General features: G+C 66.8%; 18 protein-coding genes. 8 read left to right on the forward strand and 10 right to left on the reverse strand.

Annotated elements, in window-relative coordinates:
* Positions 1-245: 245 nt before the first annotated feature.
* Genes BVE01S_RS15530 through BVE01S_RS15540 form a run of 3 tightly spaced genes read left to right on the forward strand, consistent with a single transcriptional unit; the run spans position 246 to position 4,660 of the window.
* Positions 246-1,025 (forward strand): fimbrial biogenesis chaperone, encoded by a 780-nt coding sequence (locus BVE01S_RS15530; RefSeq protein WP_055753849.1) that lies wholly within the window; start codon positions 246-248, stop codon positions 1,023-1,025.
* Positions 1,022-3,721 (forward strand): fimbria/pilus outer membrane usher protein, encoded by a 2,700-nt coding sequence (locus BVE01S_RS15535; protein WP_205678462.1) that lies wholly within the window; start codon positions 1,022-1,024, stop codon positions 3,719-3,721. The genes BVE01S_RS15530 and BVE01S_RS15535 overlap by 4 nt, the downstream gene beginning before the upstream one ends.
* Before the next feature lie 27 nt (positions 3,722-3,748).
* Positions 3,749-4,660, forward strand: a complete 912-nt coding sequence (locus BVE01S_RS15540; protein WP_066629532.1) for a hypothetical protein — start codon at positions 3,749-3,751, stop codon at positions 4,658-4,660.
* Between the two features lie 78 nt (positions 4,661-4,738).
* Here the strand turns inward: BVE01S_RS15540 and BVE01S_RS15545 are convergent, their stop codons facing one another.
* The 4 genes from BVE01S_RS15545 to BVE01S_RS15560 form a co-directional block, all read right to left on the reverse strand.
* Positions 4,739-5,161, reverse strand: coding sequence for a hypothetical protein (locus BVE01S_RS15545; RefSeq protein ID WP_039246275.1), 423 nt, complete (start codon positions 5,159-5,161; stop codon positions 4,739-4,741).
* A gap of 188 nt (positions 5,162-5,349) precedes the next feature.
* On the reverse strand, positions 5,350-6,345 hold the full coding sequence (locus BVE01S_RS15550; RefSeq protein WP_066629535.1) for a bile acid:sodium symporter family protein: 996 nt from the start codon (positions 6,343-6,345) through the stop codon (positions 5,350-5,352).
* A gap of 68 nt (positions 6,346-6,413) precedes the next feature.
* Positions 6,414-8,369: an acetate--CoA ligase gene (acs, locus tag BVE01S_RS15555; RefSeq protein WP_066629598.1), complete on the reverse strand. Its 1,956-nt coding sequence runs from the start codon at positions 8,367-8,369 to the stop codon at positions 6,414-6,416.
* A 4-nt stretch (positions 8,370-8,373) separates the two neighbouring features.
* The gene (locus BVE01S_RS15560) at positions 8,374-9,726 is read right to left on the reverse strand and encodes a DcaP family trimeric outer membrane transporter (protein ID WP_066629538.1); all 1,353 of its coding nucleotides are present in this window, start codon (positions 9,724-9,726) and stop codon (positions 8,374-8,376) included.
* A 161-nt stretch (positions 9,727-9,887) separates the two neighbouring features.
* Between BVE01S_RS15560 and BVE01S_RS15565 the strand changes: the two genes are divergently transcribed.
* Positions 9,888-10,496 (forward strand): response regulator transcription factor, encoded by a 609-nt coding sequence (locus BVE01S_RS15565; protein WP_066629540.1) that lies wholly within the window; start codon positions 9,888-9,890, stop codon positions 10,494-10,496.
* 11 nt (positions 10,497-10,507) lie between these two features.
* Here the strand turns inward: BVE01S_RS15565 and BVE01S_RS15570 are convergent, their stop codons facing one another.
* The 4 genes from BVE01S_RS15570 to folE form a co-directional block, all read right to left on the reverse strand.
* Positions 10,508-13,873, reverse strand: coding sequence for a hybrid sensor histidine kinase/response regulator (locus BVE01S_RS15570; protein WP_066629542.1), 3,366 nt, complete (start codon positions 13,871-13,873; stop codon positions 10,508-10,510).
* A 90-nt stretch (positions 13,874-13,963) separates the two neighbouring features.
* A complete protein-coding gene (locus tag BVE01S_RS15575) occupies positions 13,964-15,637 on the reverse strand; it encodes an MFS transporter (protein ID WP_055753857.1) in 1,674 nt (557 codons plus the stop codon).
* A gap of 168 nt (positions 15,638-15,805) precedes the next feature.
* Positions 15,806-16,963 (reverse strand): acyltransferase family protein, encoded by a 1,158-nt coding sequence (locus tag BVE01S_RS15580; RefSeq protein ID WP_066629545.1) that lies wholly within the window; start codon positions 16,961-16,963, stop codon positions 15,806-15,808.
* A 63-nt stretch (positions 16,964-17,026) separates the two neighbouring features.
* Positions 17,027-17,611, reverse strand: coding sequence for a GTP cyclohydrolase I FolE (folE, locus tag BVE01S_RS15585; protein WP_066629547.1), 585 nt, complete (start codon positions 17,609-17,611; stop codon positions 17,027-17,029).
* A gap of 297 nt (positions 17,612-17,908) precedes the next feature.
* Between folE and fliQ the strand changes: the two genes are divergently transcribed.
* Genes fliQ through cckA form a run of 4 tightly spaced genes read left to right on the forward strand, consistent with a single transcriptional unit; the run spans position 17,909 to position 22,117 of the window.
* On the forward strand, positions 17,909-18,172 hold the full coding sequence (fliQ, locus tag BVE01S_RS15590) for a flagellar biosynthesis protein FliQ (RefSeq protein WP_017505641.1): 264 nt from the start codon (positions 17,909-17,911) through the stop codon (positions 18,170-18,172).
* Positions 18,172-18,945, forward strand: a complete 774-nt coding sequence (gene fliR, locus BVE01S_RS15595) for a flagellar biosynthetic protein FliR (RefSeq protein ID WP_066629549.1) — start codon at positions 18,172-18,174, stop codon at positions 18,943-18,945. The genes fliQ and fliR overlap by 1 nt, the downstream gene beginning before the upstream one ends.
* Positions 18,938-20,014, forward strand: coding sequence for a flagellar biosynthesis protein FlhB (flhB, locus tag BVE01S_RS15600; protein ID WP_055753861.1), 1,077 nt, complete (start codon positions 18,938-18,940; stop codon positions 20,012-20,014). The genes fliR and flhB overlap by 8 nt, the downstream gene beginning before the upstream one ends.
* A gap of 51 nt (positions 20,015-20,065) precedes the next feature.
* Positions 20,066-22,117 (forward strand): cell cycle histidine kinase CckA, encoded by a 2,052-nt coding sequence (cckA, locus tag BVE01S_RS15605; protein WP_055806826.1) that lies wholly within the window; start codon positions 20,066-20,068, stop codon positions 22,115-22,117.
* Positions 22,118-22,138: 21 nt separating this feature from the next.
* On the opposite strand, the gene BVE01S_RS15610 is transcribed toward cckA, so the two are convergent.
* On the reverse strand, positions 22,139-22,954 hold the full coding sequence (locus BVE01S_RS15610) for a CheR family methyltransferase (RefSeq protein ID WP_066629551.1): 816 nt from the start codon (positions 22,952-22,954) through the stop codon (positions 22,139-22,141).
* Entirely contained in the window at positions 22,951-23,328 is a 378-nt protein-coding gene (locus BVE01S_RS15615) for a response regulator (RefSeq protein ID WP_017505646.1), read from the reverse strand. Before BVE01S_RS15615 ends, BVE01S_RS15610 begins: the two co-directional genes overlap by 4 nt.
* Positions 23,329-23,381 lie beyond the last annotated feature (53 nt).

Below are 23,381 nucleotides of genomic sequence, written 5' to 3' on the forward strand. Positions count from 1 at the left end.
GAAACGGCGATAGGGGGGTCTGCATGTCCCCCCTGTTTGCGTTTCAGTCACCATTGTTACGCCATACTTAAGTCAAGCTGGCGCGACGCTTGCAGCAGCCTGGGCGCGGCGGCTCGCGACGGGAATCTCAAGCCGGCGTCAGACCGATCTTCGGGGGAAGTAGCACAATGTCTTCATCGTTCAGCGTTCGCAGGGGCAGGTCTATCGCCCTGATGATCGGCGTGCTTGCGGTTGCACTTGTGATCATGGCGATCGCGGGTGCCGCGTGGGCCATGCGCGTGTCGCCGATGGTGTCCGAACTGACCACGACCGGCGCCGGATCGGCCGCCCGGATCGAGGTGGGCAATGTCGGGTCCGTCGCCTTGCCGTTCGAAACACGCATCACGCGCATGGATATCGACGCCAACGGTAATGTGACCGAGACGGACGCTGACGACGACTTCCTGGTCTTCCCGCCCCAAGGGCTGGTCCCGGTCAATGGTCGTCAGGTGGTTCGAGTTCAATGGGTCGGCGATCCCAAGATCGAGACCTCCCACGCCTATTACCTATGGGTCCGCCAGCTGCCGGTCGCCACCGACCCGACCGCCACGCCCGAGAGCGGCGGCGCGGTGTCGGTCCAGGTCCTTTACACAATGAAGGCGTTGATCGTCGTGGCGCCGCCTGGCGCCGAACCGAAAGTCGAGGTCGTCTCGGTGACGCCCGCCCTTGTCAGCCCGCCGGCGCCCGAGATCGATCCCACCCTCACCAACGGTCAGGCCGCGCCTCCGCCGCCCGCCGAACCCGGCATCGAGATCGTCGTGTCCAACACCGGCAAGCGCTATGCCTTGATGAGCGGTGCCACTTGGATCGTGGAAGGCACGGACACCGCCGGCCAGCCTTTCCGCCGCGAGTACGACAGCGGTGAAATCTCCAAAACGGTTGGCGTCGGTTATCTGGCTCCCGGTGGCGGCAAGAGAACCTTTAAACTGCCCACTGGCACGGCGCTGGATCCCGCCAAGCCCGTCACGTTGAAGTTCGGACGATGAGAGCGCTGGGGGGCGTCTCGGTTCTTGCACTGGCCTGGGGGCTGGCGTGCGTTCCGGAATCATCGGCGTTGGCCGCCGTCAGGGCGGCTAACGCGGCTTACCAACAGGCGGCAGAGGATGCTACGGCGGCTCTTAACCGAGCCAGTCTGGCGGCTGGCGAAGCCGCCTCCGGCGCTCAAGCCATGCAGGCGCCCGCCCAGCCAGCGCCCGCCCCAACGGTGGCCGGGCCTACGCCCGAGGCGCCGGCTCCGGTCGAGCAAACGCCGTCGACTGCTGCTGCGCCTGCCGCACCGCGCGAACGTCGCGACATCAACCCCTACGATCGCGACATCCCGATGACGGTGCCGCTGAACTTCAACAGCCGCGTGCTGGGTGAACTTCCGGTCGTGTTGACGCGTGACGACCGTTTCATTGTCGACACAGCGGGGTTCAAGACGCTGATCGATCCCCTGCTGACCCCGGAAGCCCAGACCGAACTCGCGACGCGGCTGCAAGGCGTCACGTCGTTTGCGCCGGAGGAGATCAACGACACCGGCATTCAGCTGGACTATGATCCGGAACAGTTGGCCGTTCTGGTCTTGCGCATTGATCCGACGAAGCGGACGGTCGAGTCGCTGTTTCGCGGCGGCAAGCCGGAAACGCCGGGCCTGCCGCCCGAACCCTTCAGCGCCTATCTTAACAGCAACGTCTCGATCCAGCGTCGGGAATCGACGGGCGATGTCAGTAAGCCCAGCGTCTTCCTGAACGGCGCCATCCGCTACAAGCGTTTGGTTTTCGAAGCCGACGTTCAGGGCCGCGAGGATCTGTTCACCGGCGAATACAATGTCGAGCGTCGCTACGCCCGGTTCGTCTTTGATCAGCCCGAAGACTATCGCCGTTGGTATCTCGGCGATCTGGAACCCGAAATCCGCGGTCGTCAGGGCTTCTCGCAGCTCGGCGGGGTCGGCGTGTCGCGCCAGCGTCAACGCTTTGACTCGTTCCGCAACAATGTCCTGGCCGGCGGCCGTCAGCTGGTGCTGCAGGAAGCCTCGACGATCCGTGTGCTGAGAAACGGCGTGTTCGTGCGCGAGTTTCGCCTTGATCCCGGCCAGTACGACCTGACCAACCTGCCGCTGGAAACTGGCTCCAACGACATCCAGCTGGAAATCCAGAACGACTCAGGCCGCGCCGAAACGGTCGCCTACAGCGCCTATCTGGACGCCATCGAGCTTGAACCGGGCGACTACGAATACGGGGCCTATTTCGGCGCCATCAACAACGGCATCTTCGGATCGCCCGACTATTCCGAAGGCGAACTGGCCTTCACCGGCTTCTGGCGCAAGGCGTTCGAGAACCGACCTGCTGTGGGCGTCGGCTTCCAGGCGTCGCAGGACGCCCAGACCTTGTCGGGCCAGAGCCAGTTGATCCTTCGCAACGGCGCGCGGGTTCGCTTGGACGCCGCCGCCAGCAACGGCGACCCCGGCGTCGGCTACGCTTTTGCGCTGGGTTACGACCACGTCGTCGATCTGGGCGAGACCTTCGATAGCTGGACCGTCGTCGCCGACTTCACCTCGGAAGACTTCTCCTCCATCGGCAATCCGACCGGTCAGAACCCGACGTCATGGGTGTTCTCCGGCGGCTATTCGCACCAGTTCTCGCAGGACTGGCTGGCGAACGTCAGCGCCTCCTATCGGATGAGCCGAAGCGATCTGATCGACGATTCCTATTCGATCAACGCGACCTCCACCTACCGGTTCGCGCCGGAATGGAGCGCGCAGGTCGGGCTGGAGTACTCCGACTTCGGCGCCAGCTTCGGCGGCTTCCAGTCCGGCGGCTTCGGCGCGACCTTCGCCCTGATCTGGCAGCCGCGTTACGATCGCCGTGTCGAAGGTCGCTATAACTCGGCCCGCAACAGCGGCAGTGTGCGCGCGCAGCAGTCCAGCGAGAACCGCGTCGGTTCCTTCGGCTATTCGCTGGCCTCCACCTATGACGATGGTCCCGCGACCGTTTCGGGCCAGGTCGATTATGTCGGCAACCGCTTTGACGCCAGCCTGAGCCATACGGCGTTCGGGCGGGACTTCTCGAACATTACGCAGGAGCAGATCACCAATCTGCGCTTCGGATCGTCGATCTCGACGACCGGGGGCAAGGTCGCTGTGGGCCGCAACATCTACGACAGCTTCGCCATCGTCTATCCGCACAAGAGCATCGACGATCATCCCGTCATCGTCGGCGACAGCTTCGAAGGCGGTCGCTACACGGGCCGCAGCGGCCTGCTGGGCGGCGCGGTGGCGAACAACTTGACTGCCTATGTGAACCAGTCGGTGCGTTATGACGTGCTCGACGCGCCCTTGGGCTACAACATCGGCGACGGCATCGCGCGCGTCCGTCCGACCTACAAGAGCGGCTACGCTATCCAGGTCGGCAGCGCCAAGTTCGTCAGCGCGCTGGGCCGTCTGGTCGGCAACCAAAACCGTCCTGTGTCGCTGATCTCGGGTCGTGTGACGCCCCTTGATGATGCGAACGCACAGCCCGAACTGTTCTTCACCAACTCGGTTGGACGGTTTGCGGTGCAGAACCTGGAGCCGGGCAAGCGCTATCGCGTCGAACTGTTCTCCACGCCGGCGCTCGGGTTCGAGTTTACGGTTCCCGCGGACAACGAAGGTCTGCTCGATCTCGAGACAATTACCGTTCCGCTCGACGTGCCCGAAGCCTGAGCCCAAGACTTAGCCGAGGAGGCTGAAATGTCCCGTAATCGTACATCCGCCCTGCTCCTGGCCGCCGCTGCTGCGACGGCGACCTTGATGGCGGCCGCGCCCAGCCAGGCCGCGCCGGGCTGTCAACTGGTGATCGAATCCGGCGCCGATCAATGGATGATGCGCTACGAGCCGTTCGATCAGGACGTGGCCGTGCAGGAATTCGATGTCGCCGTGGTGAACCAGGGCGACGGACCCTGCACCGCCGTCAGCCGCGTCGAACTGCGCGGCGAGCAGTTCGGTCTGGTCAACGAAGCCGGCGCCCAGCGCATGGCCTACGCCCTGGTCGACGAGCGTGGCGGCGCGGATGTCACGCCGCGCGCGGGCCAGAGCGCGCGCCGCATCGGGGTGCGGCCCCTGAACCTGGCGGCGGGCGAGCGGGGTCTGATGCGCTTCTCCTTTACCGCCGCCCCGGCTGAGACCCTGTCGGCGGGTCTCTATTCCCAGAACGCCTTCATCAATCTGGAAACACCGGACGGCCGACCGCTGGCGGAAAAACCCGTCACGCTCAGCCTCCAGGTGCCTTCGGCCGCCGTCATGGGTCTGAAGGGCGAGTTTCGTCGTAACGGCGGCACACCGACGATCGACCTGGGGGAACTGACCCAAGGTGTTCGGCAACTGCGCACGACCCTCTATGTTCTGAGCACGGCCGGATATAGCGTCTCGGTGGCGTCGCAGAACCAGGGCCGCCTGCGTCAGGGCGCAAGCGAATGGTATGTGCCCTATGGTCTGGTGCTGGGCGATCGCGACATGGACCTGTCGCGCGGCGGTCGGGTCGATGTGGTGTCGCGTCGCGCGCGGCTGGACGACTATCCGCTGACGATCAGCGTCGGCAGCACGACCGGCAAGCGCGCCGGCGATTATTCCGACATCCTGACCTTCACGGTCGCCGCACTTTAAGCGCCGTCGCGAAACAAAAAGAGGCGGGGACGTTGCGCGTCCCCGCCTCTTTTCAATTGGGATGAATATGGTCGTCGATCAGATCGGCTGAATCGTCAGGGCCAGGATCAGCGGCTGTTCCAGTTCGACGTCGTCGAAGCGATAGGAGACCGAACGGATCGTCGCGATGCTGGAGCGGCGCAGGGTCTGCATGCCGGACTTGTCCAGATCAAACGTCCGGTCACCGTAGAACATCACCGCCTTTTCGGTCAGCGACAACGGGCGATACTGGGCCGAGACGGTGAAACCGCCGGGGCTGTTGCAGGCCTCGACCACTTCTCCAGAGCGACCGGCGGCGGCCAGGACCGGCGAGGTGGGCTTGACCCAGCACGCGACAGGCACGGTGGCGCGAAGGCGATAGGTGCCGCCTGCGGTCGGCCCGGCGAAGGCGGGAGCGGCGGCGGCGACCAGGCCGAGCCCGAGCGTGGCGGCGGCGAGAGCGCGAAGGATACCTTGGGTCATCTGCGGTTCCGATCTGCACATTGCAGAGGAACACTAGAACGCCGCGCGTTAAGGTCACGCGAGCGAACACGCCTAACGCGGCTTAACCTTGATCGCCGACGTTAATGCGTCGGAAAGCATGATGATGTGCACAGGAATACTGAAGCGGACCCGGCCTAATCTCTGATTTAGCTCAAGTCGCGCCGGACCTATGCGGTCTGTTCGATGACTGCCACCGCTTCATTCTCACGCGCATAGCGCTGGGCGATGATGGTGCAGGCGAACAGCTGGATCTGGTGGAACAGCATGATCGGCAGGACGATCAGCGGCACCGCGTGACCGGCGAACAGGATGCCGGCCATCGGGATGCCGGTGGCCATGCTCTTCTTGGAGCCGCAGAACAGGATGACGATCCGGTCGGGCCGATCGAACTGCAGCGCGCGCCCGGCGAAAAGGGTCAGCGCCAGGACGATGGCCAGCAAGGCGATGTTCAGGCCGATGACCTTGGCCAGATCCAGCGGCGCGACTTGGGACCAGACGCCGGCGACGACGCCCTCGCTGAAGGCGGCATAGACGATCAGCAGGATGGAGCCGCGGTCCACCAGCCCCGTCAGCTTGGCGTGGCGGGTCAGCCAGTCCTTCAGCAGGGGGCGGCACAGCTGGCCCACGGCGAAGGGAGCCAGGATCTGCAGGCCGATGTCGAAGATGGACTGCAGATGGATGCCGCCGTTGGCGCCGCCGATCAGCAGGGCGACCAGCAACGGCGTCACGATCACGCCCAGCAGGTTCGACAGGCTGGCGCTGGTCAGGGCGCCCGCGACATTGCCACCGGCGATGGAGGTGAAGGCGATGGACGACTGCACCGTGGACGGCAGCAGGCACAGATACAGCATCCCTGTTAGCAGATCGGGCTGAAGCGATCCTCGCATCAGAAAGACCAGGCCCAGCCCCAGCAGCGGAAACAGCAGGAAGGTCGACAGGAAGACCGTGCCCTGAAGCCGCCAGTGCATTAGGCCGGCCCCGATGGCCGCCGGCGACATCCGCGCGCCGTACAGGAAGAACAGCAGGGCGATGGCGGCCTTGACCACCCAGTCCATGACCACGGCCGCCTGTCCGCTGGCGGGGAACAGCGCCGCCAGGATCACCATGCCGATCAGGGCCAGCAGATAGCCGTCGATCGGCAGGCGGGACAGGAAACGAGGCATGGATGGCTCAGGCTGCGGCGGGGTGACGCACAGATAGGCGCATCAGCCCCCGCATTGAACCCGCGTCATCAGGCCCCGGCGCGGTTCTTGACCAGATCGTCCACGACTGACGGGTCGGCCAGGGTCGAGGTGTCGCCCAGCGCGCCGATCTCGTTCTCGGCGATCTTGCGCAGGATGCGGCGCATGATCTTGCCCGACCGGGTCTTGGGCAGGCCCGGCGCCCACTGGATCACGTCGGGGGCGGCGATGGGGCCGATCTCGTGACGGACGTGGGCGACCAGGGCCTTCCTCAGATCCTCGGTCGCCTCGGCGCCCTTGTTCAGGGTGACATAGGCGTAGATGCCCTGGCCCTTGATGTCATGGGGATAGCCGACGACCGCCGCCTCGGCGACATCGTCGTGCAGGACCAGCGCGCTCTCGACCTCGGCCGTGCCCATCCGGTGGCCGGACACATTGATGACGTCGTCCACCCGGCCGGTGATCCAGTAATAGCCGTCCTCGTCCCGGCGGCAGCCGTCGCCGGTGAAGTAGCGGCCCGGATAGGTCGAGAAATAGGTGTCGAAGAAGCGCTGATCATCGCCATAGACGGTGCGCATCTGGCCCGGCCAGCTGTCTGTGATGCACAGATTGCCGGAGACGGCGCCCTCCAGCGGCTGGCCCTCGGCGTCCACGATCTGAAGCTCGACGCCGGGCAGGGGCAGGGTCGCCGATCCGGGCTTCAGGTCGGTGGCGCCGGGCAGGGGGGTGATCAGATGGCCGCCCGTCTCGGTCTGCCACCAGGTGTCCACGATGGGGCAACGGCCGTCGCCGACCACCTCGTGATACCAGCGCCAGGCCTCGGGGTTGATCGGCTCTCCCACCGTGCCGAGCAGACGCAGCGAAGCGCGCGAAGAGGCCTTCACCGGCGCATCGCCCTCGCGCATCAGGGCGCGCAGAGCCGTGGGTGCCGTGTAGAAGATCTCGACCTTGTGCTTGTCCACCACCTGCCAGAAGCGGCCGGCGTCGGGATAGTTGGGCACGCCCTCGAACATCAGGGTCGTCGCCGCATTCGCGAGGGGGCCGTAGACCATATAGGAGTGGCCCGTGACCCAACCCACGTCGGCGGTGCACCAGAAGACCTCGCCGGGGCGATAGTCGAAGACGAGCTCGTGCGTCCAGGCGGCCCAGAACAGATAGCCGCCCGTGGTGTGCAGCACGCCCTTGGGCTTGCCCGTCGAGCCGGAGGTGTAGAGTATAAACAGCGGATCCTCGGCGTTCATCGCCTCGGGCGGGCAGTCAGCGTCGGCCTTGGCGGCTTCCAGGGCGTAGTCGAAGTCTCGGCCCTCGATCATCGGCACGTCGCGGCCGGTGCGACGCACGACCAGGACGGTGTCGACCTTCACCTTCGTCAGGGCCTCGTCGACATTGGCCTTCAACGGCACATGCTTGCCGCCGCGCAGACCCTCGTCGGCGGTGATGACCAGGTTGGAGCCGCAGTCCTCGATCCGGCCGCACAGGCTGTCGGGCGAGAAGCCGCCGAACACCACCGAATGAACGGCGCCGATCCGAGCACAGGCCAGCATGGCGTAGGCGGCCTCGGGGATCATGGGCAGATACAGGGTGATCCGGTCGCCCTTTTTGGCCCCATGCGCCTTCAGCACATTGGCCATGCGGCACACCTCGGCGTGCAGTTCGCCAAAGGTGATATGGCGGCTGTCGGCGGGATCGTCGCCTTCCCAGATGATCGCCGTCTCGTCCTTGCGGTGGGGCAGGTGCCGGTCGATGCAGTTGGCCGAGACGTTCAGGACGCCGTCCTCGAACCAGCGAATGCGGAAGTCATCCTTGTTGAAGGAGACGTTCTTGATCCGGGTCGGCGGCGTGATCCAGTCCAGACGTCTGGCCTGTTCGGCCCAGAAGGCGTCCGGCGTCTCGCGCGCGGCGATCCGCGCCGCCTCATACGTTTCCCGGTCCATATGGGCCTTGGCGGCCCAGTCGGCAGGGACGGGATAGAGGGCGGGATCAGGCACGCGAGACGTCTCCGGCATCAAATCAGAATCCGTATTTGGCGAACAGGATCAAACGGGTCATGTCGCCGCTGGCGCCGGTTTCGATCTCGCGGTCTGCGAACATCAGCTCGGCCCCGACATCAAACGCCGTAACCGGCGACCAGATCAAGTTGGCGTGGAGGCTCTGGGCCGAACGGTTGGCGGCCAGGCCTGTAAAGCCGGTGTCGTTGTCCACCTTCTGCGCCGACCAGATCAGGCTGGAACGCCAGCCGGGCGCCCAGACGTGGCGATAGGCGGCGAAGCCGGCGACGACGCCGATCGCATCCAGATCGCCCGAGCCGTTCAGCACCGCGTCGTTGGAGAAGTTGAGACCGACATAGCGGCCGATGCCCTCGCCCCCGGTCACCATCAGGCGCAGATCGTCATTGGCGCCGACCTTTATCTTGGTCGAGGCCGACAGCCCCCAGCCGGTCGCAGTGGAATCGATGTTGCTGGCCGGGCTCTGGTATTTCAGCTGGCGCAGCAGGCCCGCGATCTGGAAGTCGCCCCAAGGCTTGGACACCGCATAGCGGGCGGTGAAGTCCGGGATGCTGTTGTCGTCAGCCACGATGCGGGCGCCGCCGCCGAACGGGGTCACGGTCGTCTCGGGGTTCTCGACCGAGACCGAGAAGGGCCCGCGGGTGTAGCGAACCTGGACCTGACGGGCGAAGACGGTGCCTTCCGCCGCGCCGATGAAGTCGGCGGATTCAGGCAGGACGGCGGTGTTCTGGAAGTTGGTCCACTCCTGCCCGATCAGCCAGTTGTCGATGGTGATGAAGGCGCGACGCAGGGCCGGGTTGGCCGGGCTGGTGGTGCGCTGGTCGCCGGCGCCGGGCAGGGTCTGGAAGTCCATCTCCATCCGGGTGCCGATCTTGTGGCCGCCGATCATGCCGTCGGTGGTCAGCCAGAACCGGGTCTGGCGGGCGTTGAAGTCGGTCGCCGTATCCTCATCGGTCCCGCCGATGGGGATGGAGCCGGGAATATGGAATTCACGCAGCGCGTCGCCATTGACCGGATCGCCGCCGGAATAGCGAGTGGCGTAGGCGTCCACCTTGACGAAGCCGCCGAACTTGACCGTGTGGTCGCCGATGCGGAAGCCGTCGCCGGGTGCGGCGGGCGCCGCCGCTTGCTGGACCGGGGCGGGCGCGGCGGGGCGGGTCTCCAGGCGGATGATGTCCTGCTGTTGCGCCGCCTGCTGGGTTCGCGCGGCGACGACCTCGGACTTCAGGGCGTTCAACTGGGCTTCGAGCTGAGCGATGCGCGCCTCGAGCGCGGCCTGGTCCTGGGCTGAGGCCAGGCTGGGCGTCGCCATCAGCGCGACGGCGGCGGCTCCTGCCATCAGGCTTGTCTTGATCATGATGAACCTCCCGCGCCCGTCTCGCGCGGGCGTCCCTTTGACGACCTTTCCGCCTCCGGCCTCGGGGAGCCATTGGCCATTGGTCTAATTTCGACCAAAGTCGAACCGCGCCATGATGGCGACGACGCGGCCGGTCAGACGCCGCGCACGGAAGGAAGCCCATGGATCGCATCGTCGTCGCCGACGACCATCCCCTGTTTCGCGCCGCCCTGCGCTCGGCCGTCGACAAGGCGACGCCGGGCGCGGAGGTGGTGGAATGCGCCAGCCTGGCCGAAGCCCGGGCCGCGATGGTCGCGGGGCCCGTCGATCTGTTGCTGCTGGATCTGAAGCTGTCGGACAGCGAAGGGATGGCGGGGCTCGCCGCCGTGCGGGCCGAACAGCCGACCGTGCCGGTGGCGGTGGTCTCGGCCAGCGAGGACGCGCCGGTGGTGCGTCACGCCCTGGGTCTGGGCGCCGCCGGCTTTATTCCCAAGTCTTCGTCCCTGCCGCAGATGGTCGAGGCGATCGCGGCCATTCTCGCCGGCGACAGCTGGGCGCCGGATGTGCCCGAGGCCGACGACGATCTGGCCGGCCGCGTGGCCAGCCTGACGCCGTCGCAGCTGCGGATCCTCGAAGGGCTGAAGGCCGGCCGGCTGAACAAGCAGATCGCCTTCGACCTCGGTGTTTCCGAAGCCACCATCAAGGCGCACCTGACCAGCGTGTTTCGAAAGCTGGGCGTTCACAACCGGACCCAGGCGGTGATCCTGGCCAAGTCGTTGGACCCGGCTTAACTCGCCAACTCCTAGCTCGACAGGAAGGCCTTCAGCGCCGCCGGCTTGATCGGCTTGGGCAGAAGGACGGCGCCGGCCGCCGTGGCCTGTTCGTTCAGCCCGTCGCGGGTATCGGCCGTGACCAGGGCGATGCGGCGCACGCCCTGGGGCCTCAGCCAGTCGATGACGGCGAACCCTTCGGGCCCGTCGCCCAGATGCAGATCGACCACGGCGGCGTCGAACGGCCCTTGCGCCGTCTTGGCCGCCTCGACGCTGGCGACCAGCGTCGGCCGCGCGCCCCAGCGGGTGAGCAGGGCGTTCAGCGCGTCCAGGATCACCGGCTCATTGTCCACGCACAGCACGCGCAAGCCCGCCAGCGGCAGGCGCGCCTCGCGCACCGGCGGCGCCTCGGCGGGCAGGTCGGCCGCGCTGCGCGGCACGGTGATGCGGAAGGTCGTGCCGCGTCCCAAACGTGAACTCAGCTCCAGCGGGTGATCGAGCAGGCTGGACAGGCGGCGCACGATCGCCAGGCCCAGGCCTGCGCCCGGCTCATCGACGGCGCCCGGCAGACGCACGAACTCGCCGAAGACGGTTTCGTGTTCGGTGTCGGGGATCCCGCGTCCGGTGTCGCAGACGAACAACTGCACCGTCTCGCCCCGCCGACGCGCCCCGACCAACACCCGGCCGGTATCCGTATAGCGGATGGCGTTGGCCACCAGATTCTGCAGCATGGAGCGCAGCAGATCACGGTCGGACGCGACCCACAGGCGGCTGGACATCACGGTCAGGTCTAGACCCTTGGCCTCGGCCACGGGCGCGAACTCGCGGCGCAGTTCGTCGAACAGGCCGCCCAGCGACAGCCGCGCGACATTGGTCCGCACGCCGCCGGCCTCCAGCTTGGACAGGTTCAGCAGGGCGGTCAGCAGACGGTGGGCGCTGTCGATGGCGCGGTCCGCGTTGACGGCCAGGGTGCGGCTGGTCGCGTCTTCCAACGCCGGCTCCTCCTTCAGGGCGGCGATGAACAGGCGGGCGGCGTGCAGCGGTTGCAGCAGGTCGTGGCTGGCGGCGGCCAGGAACCGGGTCTTGGACGCCGTGGCGTCCTCGGCGACGCGTCGGGCCTCGTCCAACCGGGCGGTGCGGTCCGCAACGCGCGCCTCCAGCCGTTCGTTGGCCTCTTCCAGCTCACGCGCGGCTTGGCGCAGGGCGGTGATGTCGGTGTAGCTGGTGGCGTAGCCGCCGCCGGGGATCGGCGCGCCGGAGGAGCGCAGCACCCGGCCGTCGGGTTGCTGGCGTTCGTGGTCGTGGGGAATGCGGCGGCTCAGCGCTTCCAGCCGCCGCTCGACCCAGGCCTCGATGTCGTCGGGGCTCTCGCCGCGCTCGGCGTTCAGCCGATAGATGACGGCGATGGGCAGGCCGACGTGGACGAAGCCGGCCGGCAGGTCGAACATGGCGACGTAGCGCCTGTTCCAGGCGGTGACGCGCAGATCCTCGTCCACCACGATCACGCCCTGGTCGATATTGTCGAGCGTGGTCTGCAGCAGGTCGCGGTTGAACTGAACCGCCTGGGACGCCTCGTCCAGCATCCGCACCACGTCCTCGGGCGCGCGCCCGACGCCGGCCAGCGCCGCCGCGATGACCCGCCGGGCCGAGGCCGCGCCGATGGCGCCCGCCAGCATCCGCTCCGCCGCGCGCGCCAGGGCCGCATCGGCCGGGTCGGCGTCACGCAGCTTGGCAGCGGTCTCATCGCCCCAGGCGGTGAAGGCGCGCTCGGCCCGTTCGTCGCCGATGAAGCGAGCGACTAGGGCGCGCAAATCGCCGACCGAGGCGCCCGACGGCGCGGGCCGGGCCTCCATCCAGTCCGGTCCCAGCCGATCCACGAAGGCGCGGGCCTGAACCCGGTCGATCAAGCGGGGCTGAGCAAAGCGCGACACGCCGACATAGGCCGCCAGGTTCAGCGCCAGGCTGACGAAGACGCCGAGCGCCAGCGGGTCGCCTATCCCCAGCATGACGTGCAGGTGCCAGGGCGCGCTGGGCGACAGCTGGGGAAGCGCCAGCATAACGATCCAGACGCCCACCCCGACCGTCATGCCCGCCAGCGCCCCTTGCGCATGGCCCCCCCGCCACAGGACCGCGCCGAACAGGGCCGGCGCCAGCTGGGCCATCGCCGCGAAGGACACCAGCCCCATGGCCGCCAAGCCGCGCGACTGATCCGTCGCCTGATAATAGAGCCAGGCCAGCAGTAGGACCGCGACGATGGCCCCGCGCCGCACCTGAAGAATGGTCCCCGCCATGTCGGAGGCGTCGCCGCGCACCCGCCAACGCTCGCGCGCCAAGAACGGCAGGATCAGGCTGTTGGACACCATGGCCGACAGGGCGACGGCCTCGACGATGACCATGGCGGTGGCGGCCGAGAAGCCGCCGACGAAGACCACGGCCGTCAGCAGGGTCTCGCCGCGCTGGAACGGCAGGGCCAGCACCAGCAGGTCCGGGTTGACCGACGGCGCGAACAAGGCGCCGGCCGCCACCAGCGGCAGCACCGCCAGACTGGTCAGCAGCAGATAGAGCGGAAAGATCCACCGCGCCCGCTTCACATCCGACGGCTGACCGCCTTCGACGAAGGCGACGTGGAACTGTCGCGGCAGGCAGAAGATCGCCAGGGTCGACAGCAGGGTGATGGCGGTGAAGCGCGGCGTGATCTCGGGCGGCGCGGCCAGGGCGCCCAGGCCCTCGATGATGCGCGGGGGCGAGCCTTCGTTCAGCAGCAGGACCAGGGCGAAGACGGCGACGAACAGCAGGGCGCCCAGCTTGACCATCGACTCCAGACCGATGGCCTGGATCAGGCCGCGATTGTGCTCGGTCAGATCGGGACGGCGCGCCCCGAACAGGATGGCGAAGAAGGCCAGGACGCCAGCCAGCACCAAGACCGTCAGACCTTCGGACCCTGCCACCGGCGTGCCGGCGGTCAGCAGGGCGCCGGCCATCGACAGCGACTTCAGTTGCAGCGCGATATAGGGCAGCGACCCCAGGATGGCGACGACGGTGACCGCCGCGCCCAAGGTCTGGCTCTTGCCGTAGCGCGAGGCCACGAAGTCGGCCATGGAGCCGACGTTCTCGCGCCGAGCGGCCGCCGCGATCCGGCGCCACAGCGGAAACAGCAACGTCAGACCGATCACCGGGCCGATGTAGATGGGCAGATACTCCCACCCGTCGCGCGCCGCCGTGCCGACCGCGCCATAGTAGGTCCATGAGGTGCAGTAGATCGCCAGCGACAGGGCGTAGACTGACGGCCCCAGGCCCTTGCCGCGCGCGCGCGCCGACGGCCGTTCCTGGGACCAGGCGACGGCGAACAGCACCGCCATATAGGCGGCGACCAGGCCGAGGATCGTCAGGCTGAACATCGGGGCATCTGAACCGGGCACGGGGTGTTTCACAAGCGAAAGGCGGGCCGTCTTGCGACGACCCGCCCTTCATTCCGCCTGAAAGCAGGATCAGGCGTTCAGATCGACATCCTTGCCTTCCTTGACCAGCAGGAAGCCCAGAACGACCGTCCCCAGGGCCACCACGATCGGGTACCAGAGGCCGGAATAGATGTTGCCCGTCGCCGCCACGATGGCGAAGGCGGTGGTGGGCAGGAAGCCGCCGAACCAGCCGTTGCCGATGTGATAGGGCAGGGACATGGAGGTGTAGCGGATGTTGGTCGGGAACATCTCGACCAGGGCCGCCGCGATTGGTCCGTAGACCATGGTCACATAGAAGCCGAGGATGAACAGGATCAGCACCACCATCGGCTTGTTGACCAGGGCGCTGTCGGCCTTGGCCGGATAGCCGGCGGCGGTCAGGGCCTCGCCCAGACTCTTGTCCCAGGTCTTCTTCTGAGCGGCGAAGTCGGCCGGGGCCATGGCGTCGCCCCGGAAGCTGGGGATGACGGCTTGATCGCCGATACGCACCTCGGCGACGGTACCGGCCGGGGCTGCGACGTTGGTGTAGGTCACGCCCGCCTTGGCCAGATAGGATTTGGCCACGTCGCAGGAGTGGTTGAACACCGTCTTGCCCACGGGATCGAACTGAAGGTTACAGTCGGCCGGATCGGCATAGACCGTGACCGGCGCCGAGGCGGCGGCGGCGGCCAACTTCGGATTGGCGGCCTGCGTCAGGGCGTTAAACAGCGGGAAATAGGTCAGGGCCGCGATCAGGCAGCCGGCCAGGATGATCGGCTTTCTGCCCACCTTGTCCGACAGCCAGCCCCAGAAGATGAAGAAGGGCGAAGCGGCCACAAGCGCGATGGTCAGCAGCACATAGACCAGTGTGGCGTCGACCTTCATGACCCGTTCCAGGAAGAACAGGGCGTAGAACTGACCGGTGTACCAGATGACGGCCTGGCCGGCGGTCAGGCCCAGCAGGGCGATCAGCACGATCTTCAGGTTGGGCCATTTGCCGAAGCTGTCCTTCAGCGGGGTCTTGGAGCCCTTGCCCTCGGCCTTCATCTTCTTGAACGACGGGCTTTCGGCCAGCTTCAGGCGGATCCACAGGGAGACGCCCAAGAGCAGGATCGAAACCAGGAACGGAATGCGCCAGCCCCAGGCGGCGAAGGCCTCTTCGCCGACCGCAAGGCGGACGCTCAGGATCACCACGAGGCTCAGCACCAGGCCTGCGGTCGCCGTGATCTGAATGAAGGAGGTGTAGAAGCCGCGCTTGCCCTGCGGGGCGTGCTCGGCGACGTAGGTGGCGGCGCCGCCGTATTCACCGCCGAGGGCCAGACCCTGGATCAGGCGCATCAGCACCAGAATGATGGGCGCGGCGATGCCGATGACCGCATAGGGCGGCAACAGGCCGACGACGAAGGTCGACAGACCCATCAGCAGCATGGTGACGAGGAAGGTGTTCTTGCGTCCCCACAGGTCGCCCAGCCGCCCGAAGACGATGGCGCCGAAGGGCCGCACCGCAAAGCCGGCGGCGAAGGCCATCAGGGCGAAGATGTAGCCGGTGGTTTCGTTGACGCCGGAGAAGAACTGGACGGTGATGATCGCCGCCAGAGAGCCGTAGAGATAGAAGTCGTACCACTCGATGACGGTGCCGACCGATGAGGCGAGGATGACCAGGCGATCGCTGCGATCGACGGTGTGCTCCTCTCCTCCGGACGCAAGGGGTGCGTCGGTTGCCATGATCCATTTCCTCCCGTGTCGCCGTTATCGGCCGTTCTGCACATCCTTCAGGATGCGTGGACGCCGACATTGACCGAGAGCGGGGCGGGTGGAGAGAGCGACTTTGGTCGAGGATCGTCGGTCGCTAAGGCGACCTTGGGGTCGAGGATCACCGCTCGCACAGGGCAGTCAGCCGTCGATGGAGATGACCGGGCCGAGCTTGGGTTGCGCCTTGCCGCGCCGGGCGCTGCGACGCTTCAGCCAGGCGCGGATGCGGGTCTGGATCGGATTGTCGATCGCGAAGTGGAAGGCGAAGGCGAAGGCGACCGCCGCCACGACGCCCAGGCCCCACAGACCCCATTGAACGAAGAGGGGCAAGGCGACGCGCGCCTCGACCGCATTGACCACGCCGAACCAGACGATGCGGACCACCTCGTTGGAGATGAACATGGAGAAGGAGACCATGGCGGCCGTCTCCACCCACTTCGAGGGCTTGGTCACAGGCACGGCGCCGGCGGCCAGGATGATGATCGAGATCAGGGTCAGGGCGAAAAGGGCGTGCTTGTCGTGAAGTTGAAGCGCGAAGAAGCCGACAGCGGCCAACACCCCGGCCCAGCCGGCCAGGCGCGGGGCGATCCAGACCTTCTGGGCGAACCAGGCCAGGCACATGCCCAGGAAGAACAGCGGCAGGGCGCGGATGATGCCGTAGCGCATCGGCATCTGATAGACGGGATAGCCGAGGAACGACCAGCACAGCTGGTTGGCGATCAGATAGACGCCGACGCCGACGGCCAGGGCCGACCACGGACCCAGACGCATCAGGCCGCGAATGATCCAGGGGAAGGCCAGATAGCAGCCGATCAGAGCCGAGATCGACCAGGTCGGGGCGTTCCAGCCCAGGCCGCCATGCACGCCATAGGATTGCAGCAGCAGCAGCTGAGCCGGCAGCTGATCCCAGGCGAACCATTCGGGATTGCGGGGCGGCGAGCCGGTGGCGGTCGCCAGCAGCACGAAGGCGACCAGCGACAAACCCATGATCAGGTGGGCGGGCACGACGCGCAGGAACCGCTTCAGGAAGAAGTCGGCAGGCGACATCCGACCCTTGTCCACCGCCGCGCCATAGACGCGCATCAGCACATAGCCGCTGTCGATCAGGAAGAAGTTGGTCAGCAGGAAGCCGCCGCGTTCGAAGATCGGATTGATCAGATGGGCGAGCGGTTCGGGACCGGCGGCCTGGAAATGATGCAGGATGATCAGGAAGGCCACGATGAAACGCAGCGCGTCCAGCCAGCCGCCGCGCGCGATCTGAACTGTCTCATTGCGGGTCGAAATCAGGGACCAGGGCATCGTCAGCGCCTCCTTTGATCCCCTCACCGCAAGCGTCGGGCCAGTTCGCCTGTCAGGCGAACATCAGGCCCGCACCAGCCGAAGGAATTCCTCGCGGGTGCGAGGGTCGTCGCGGACGACGCCGATGAGGTGGCTGGTCGACAGGCTGGCGCCGGGCGCATTGACGCCGCGCAGGGTCATGCAGCTGTGCTCGGCCTCGATGACCACGCCGACGCCGTGCGGCTTCAGCACGGTCTGGATGGCTTCGGCGATCTCAGAGGTCATCTTCTCCTGGATCTGAAGGCGCCGCGCGAAGCCGCGCACGACCCGAGCCAGTTTGGAGATGCCGACGACGCGGTCCGTCGGCAGATAGGCGACGTGCGCCTTGCCCACGACCGGCAGCATATGGTGCTCGCAGAAGCTGACGAAGCGGATGTCCTTCAGCACGACCAACTGGTCGTAGCCGCCCGTCTCTTCGAAGGTCTTCTCCAGATAGGAGAGCGGATCGACCTCATAGCCCTGGAAAAGCTCGCGGTAGCTCTTTGCGACGCGGGCGGGGGTTTCCAGCAGACCTTCGCGGTCCGGGTTGTCGCCGGCCCATTCGATCAGGGTGCGGACGGCGGCTTCGGCGTCGGCCTGGGAGACTTTGGAGGCGGGGGCGTCTGTCATGGCGGCCTAGATAGCGGAGCGCTTGAGGGAAGGGGAGAGGGCGAGCCGTCCCATTACGAGGCGGACGCGGGTTCAGACGGTGGAGTCGGAAAAAGAGAGTCTAATTCGTCTAATTCGTCTGAAATCGAATGGCTGGCGCTCCTCAAGGCGAAGGCGGGGAAGTCGGCATCGAAGCGGCGCCGTTCAAGGCCGCCGACGAGGTTTTTCCGTGGTCAGGTCTAGACGAAGACGCGTCTGGTTAGCGGCCTGTTAACCATCCTGTCGGCATTTTCTGCCCAGTAGTTTTGGGAGCAGCCGATGAACGGCGCGGAAGTTCTGGACGTTGGGCGCGACGCCATATGGCTGACGATCCAGCTGTGCCTGCCGGTGCTGCTGGTCGGCTTGGTCGTCGGCGTGGTGATCGGCCTGTTTCAGGCCCTGACGCAGATCCAGGAACAGACCCTGATCTATGCGCCCAAGATCATCGCCATCTTCGTCAGCCTGATCCTGTTCCTGCCGCTGATGGGCGCCCTGTTGGGCGGCTTCATGCGCCAGATCGCGGCCCGCATCGCGGGGATGTAGTGGACGCTTATGCGACCGCTGATCAGGTCTGGGCCGGGGGGCTGATCTTCGCCCGGATCGCGGCGATCCTGATGCTGATCCCCGGCTTCGGCGAGGCCTATGTGCCCCCGCGCGTGCGACTGTCGCTGGCCCTGGTCATCAGTCTGGCGTTGTGGCCGGTGGTGCGCGGTTCGCTGCCGGGCTTGCCGGACAGCATGGGGCTGATGGTCGGGTGGATCATCCGCGAGGTGGTCGTGGGCCTGATGATCGGCCTTTTGCTACGCATGTTCATGAGCGCCCTGGCGACGGCGGGCGAAATCGTGTCGCTGCAGACGACGCTCAGCTTCGCCCAGACCGCCAATCCGATGCAGGCCCAGCCGGGCTCGACCATCGCCGCCTTTCTAGCCCTGCTGGGGGTGACGCTGCTGTTCGCCACCGACACCCACCACCTGTTCATCGCCGGCATGGTGGGCTCGTATCGGCTGATCTCGCCGGCCCAGCCGCTGATGATGGCCGACTTTACCCAGATGGCGGTGCGGACCCTGGGCGACAGCTTCCTGCTGGGGGTGCAGTTGTCGGCGCCGGTGCTGGTCTTCGCCTTGATCTTCAACCTGGCGTCCGGGCTGGTGGCGCGGGTCATGCCGTCGTTCCAGGTCTATTTCGCCGCCGCGCCCTTGAGCGTGATCCTGGGCCTGTCGATCTTCGCGCTGAGCCTGGGTGCGCTGGGCACCCTCTTCATCGACCGCTACCGCCGTCTGGCGGAGTATTTCGTGCTGGGAGGCCCTGGTGGCTGAAGGCGCGGATCCCGAGTCGAAAACCGAAGAGGCGACCCCGCGAAAGCTTGAGGACGCCCGAAAGAAGGGCGATGCGGCCAAGTCGCCCGACGTCGCCCAGGTGCTGTCGCTGGCGGGGGCGGCGGCGGTGATTTTGATGGGGGGAGGCTGGTTCGCCTCGTCCATCGCCGAACAGATGTTGCCCTTCATCGCCGCCCCGCACGAGATGCTGGGCGTGCTGAACTCGGGCGCGGGCAACCAGATCATGGTGCGCGCCGTCTGGGCCGTGGCGCCCTTTCTGGGAGCCGTCATGCTGGCGACCATTCTGGGCGGGGTCGGGGGCAATGTCGCCCAATCCGGCCTGATCTTCACGGCCGAAAAGCTGAAGCCCAAATGGTCGGCGGTCAGTCCGATGCAGGGGTTCAAGCGCATCTTCGGCCCCGACGGCCTGGCGCAGTTCGTCAAGACCTTCCTGAAGCTGATCGCCGTCTGCGCCGTGTGCTGGATGGTGTTGAAGCCGCACCTGCGCGAATTCGAGAACATGGCCTCGATCAGTCCGCTGGCGATCCTGCCGCTGGCGCGCGACATGGCCATCTCGCTGTTCGTGGCGTCGATCATCCTGCTGGGCGCCACGGCCGGGGCCGACTTCATCTGGCAGAAGATGCGCTTCGCCAAGCGGATGCGGATGACCAAGGAAGAGCTGAAGGAAGACTTCAAACAGTCCGAAGGCGACCCGCACATCAAGGCCAAGCTGAAGCAGATCCGCATGCAGCGCAGCCGCCAGCGGATGATGGCCAATGTGCCCAAGGCCACCGTCATCGTGACCAACCCGACCCACTATTCGGTCGCCCTGCGCTATGAGCCGGATCAGGGCGACGGCGCGCCGATCTGTGTGGCCAAGGGCGTCGACGCCCTGGCCCTGCGCATCCGCGAAGTGGCGACCGAGCACGGCGTGCCGATCGTCGAGAACGTGCCGCTGGCGCGCGCCCTGTACGCCACCGTCGAGGTGGACGAGGTCATTCCGCGCGAACATTTCGACGCCGCCGCCAAGATCATCGGCTTCGTCTTCCAGTCCCGCAAGCGCCGGTAAGGCGGCGTCAGGATTTGGGCGTATGATCGCAACACTGATTCGCGAGGCTGTATGACGTCCACCCGCCGCCCTTCGTTCGACCTGTTGTCCGGCGTGATGGCGTTCGGCGTCGTGGCGGCGATTGCGGCGCTGGCCTATCCGGCGTTTCGCGCCAACCCGACCTCGGCGCCGGGGTTGGTGCTGATTCTGACCGTGGGCGCGATCGCCCTGATCGGTCTGTTCGGCTTCCGCCGGGCGGCGGACGCCAAGCCGAGCAGCGACGCGGCCATCGAGGTGCTGGACGCCATGGCCGAACCGGCGGCGCTGGTGTGGGATTCAGGGCAGATCCTGGCCTTCAACGCCGCCTGGTCCGAGGCCAATGGGGCGACCGGCGCCCTGCCGCGCGGCAAGTCGGCCCAGGCGCTCTACATGGCCTTCGCCCAGGCGCGCAAAGGCGAGCCGGGCCGCGCCATCGTCATGATCGGACAGCGCGAGGTCGAGGTCGTCATCGGCCAGATCGGCGATGGCAAGACGGGCGAGGGCCGGTTCCTGATGCGCGCCGCGCCGGACGCCGTCCTGCCCATCGCCGCCGCACCTGTTCACACGCCCGCCGCCGCGGCGACCGGCGAGGCGCGGGCCATGGCCGCCGGGGCGCCTTTCGGCTCGGCCGTGATCGGCGGCGACGACTTGTTTTCTGGCCGCGCGGAAGAGGCCAATCCGGCGCTGGCGGTCCTGACCGGACCGGGGGCGGCGCGCGATGCAGCCTTTGGGCATCTGTTCGATCCGGGCGGAATCGCCGAGGCGCGGCTGAAGCTGGCGGGCGGATCGTCGGGCCCGATCGAACTGGTCGCGCGGGCCTATCCCGACAAGATGCTGCATCTGTATGTGGCGCCAGAGGGCGACAAGCGGCGCATCTGGCTGTTCGACGTCTCGGGTCAGAAGTCGATGGAGCTTCAGCTCAACCAGGCGCAGAAGATGCAGGCCGTGGGCCAGCTGGCCGGGGGCGTCGCGCACGACTTCAACAATCTGCTGACGGCGATCCAGCTCCAGCTTTCGGGTCTGCTGGAACGGCACCCGGTGGGCGATCCTTCGTACGAGGGGCTGAACGAGATCCGTCAGACGGCCATTCGCGCGGCCGATCTGGTGCGCAAACTGCTGGCCTTCTCGCGCAAGTCGACGGTGCGGCGCGAGCGGCTGGACCTGGGTGAACTGGTGGGCGAGTTCGCTATCCTGTTGCGGCGGCTGCTGCGCGAGGACGTGCGGCTGGAGACCGACTACGGACGCGACCTGCCGGTCGTGCTGGCGGACAAGTCTCAACTGGAGACGGCGGTGATGAACCTGGCCGTCAACGCGCGCGACGCCATGCGCGGCGTGGTCGAGCCGGGCGCCGGCGTCGTCACCATCGCCACGCGCCGCCTGACGGGCGACGAGGCGCGGGCCCTGGGCTGGGTCGATGCGCCGACGGACGAGGTGGCCCTGATCGAGGTGTCGGACACCGGACCCGGCGTGCCGCCCGAACTGGCGGACAAGATCTTCGAACCCTTCTTCACCACCAAGGCGGTGAACGAGGGCACCGGCATGGGTCTGGCCACCGTCTATGGCATCGTGCAGCAGGCGGGCGGCCATATCACGGTCAGCAATATCGAGGGGGCTGGAGCCGCCTTCCGCATCTTCCTGCCGGCGGCGGGCGAGGCGGAGCTGGCCGAGGTTCAGCCGGTCGAGGTCAAGGCCAAGGCGCCGCGCGACCTGTCGGGCGCCGGCCGCATCCTGTTCGTCGAAGACGAGGACGCCGTGCGCGGTATCGCCGCCCGGCTGCTGCGTCAGCGCGGCTATGAGGTCATCGAGGCCGCCGACGGCGAGGAGGCCCTGTTGCTGGCCGAGGAACACGCCGGCCAGATCGACATGATGATCTCGGACGTCATCATGCCGGGACTGGATGGGCCGTCCTTGCTGAAGAAGGCGCGCAAATATCTGGGCGACGCGCCGGTCATGTTCATTTCTGGCTATGCCGAGAGCGACTTCTCGGACCTGCTGCAGGACGAGACGGGCGTGTCCTTCCTGCCCAAGCCGCTGGACATCAAGACGCTGGCGGAGCGGGTGAAGCAGGAACTGCACGCGGGCTGATCGCCCGCATGAAAGGCGGGTTCAGGCGGCGCGGCGAAGCGCGGACGGCGCCTTTACATACAGGCCCCGGCGGCCGTTCACGGCGCGGAAGGCGACCGTCTCGCCTTCCAGACTTTCGTCCACGCCCAGAAGCAGGCAGCCGTCATCGACCAGGCGGCGCTCCAGTCCGTCGAGAAGACGCGCCCGGCGCGACGGCTCCATATCGGTCATGACATTGCGGCAGAAGATGACGTCGAAACGGGCGTCATCGGTCGGTTCGTCCAGCAGGTTGGCGCGACCGAAACGCACGGCGTCGGCCAGTTCGGCCTTGACGATCCACTGGTCTTCTCGCGGCTCGAACCAGCGCAGCATGGTCTTGGCCGTAAGCCCGCGCTGAATCTCGAAGCCGGTATAGAGGCCCGAGCGCGCCTTCTCGATCGCGCGCTGCGACAGGTCGGTGGCGACCAGATCCACATCGACGCCGATCTCCCTGGCCGTCATGGCGATGGACCAGGCCTCCTGGCCGGTCGAGCAGCCGGCCGACCAGATCTTGATCCGCCCGTCGGGCCGCGCCTTGGACAGGGCCGGCAGCAGTTCGGTTTCGAGAATGCGGAAAGGGGTGCGGTCGCGACGGAACCAGGTCTCGGCGTTCAGCAGGGCCTCGATCACCGACCAGGCCAGCGAGGCGACCGGATTGGCCCACAGGTTCGTCAGCAGAGCCTCGACATTGGCGTAGCCCTCACGCCGCGCGATCGGACCCAGCCGGTGTTCGGCCAGGTGGATGCGATCCCGCGACAGCCGATAGCCGGCGCGGGTGGCGAGAAGGGACTGCAGCTTGTCGAAGTCCTCAGGCGTCATGCGGCGATCGCTCCGACCTCCGTCAGCTTGGACTGCAGGATTTCGCCGTCGAACGGCTTCATCACATAGTCGTCGGCGCCGGCGGCCAGGGCTTCGGCGATCCGCTCGGGGCGGGTCTCGATCGTGCAGAACAGCACCTTGGGTTGCTTGCCGCCCGGCATGGCGCGCAAGCGACGCAGGAAGGTGATGCCGTCCATCACGGGCATGTTCCAGTCCACCAGCAGGACGTCAGGCATGGCGCCGGTGCAATAGGCCAGGGCCTCGGAACCGTCCGCCGCCTCATCGACCTCATAGCCCAGGCCCTCGACGATGCGACGCGCAACCTTGCGGATGATGCGGCTGTCGTCGACGATCAGGCAGGTTCGGAAGTCCAAGGTCGATCCCTCAATGACACGACGGCTTTCGCCCGTGGCGCATGGACTGTTTT

The organism is Brevundimonas vesicularis NBRC 12165 (assembly GCF_001592205.1).
GTDB classification, from domain to species: domain Bacteria; phylum Pseudomonadota; class Alphaproteobacteria; order Caulobacterales; family Caulobacteraceae; genus Brevundimonas; species Brevundimonas vesicularis.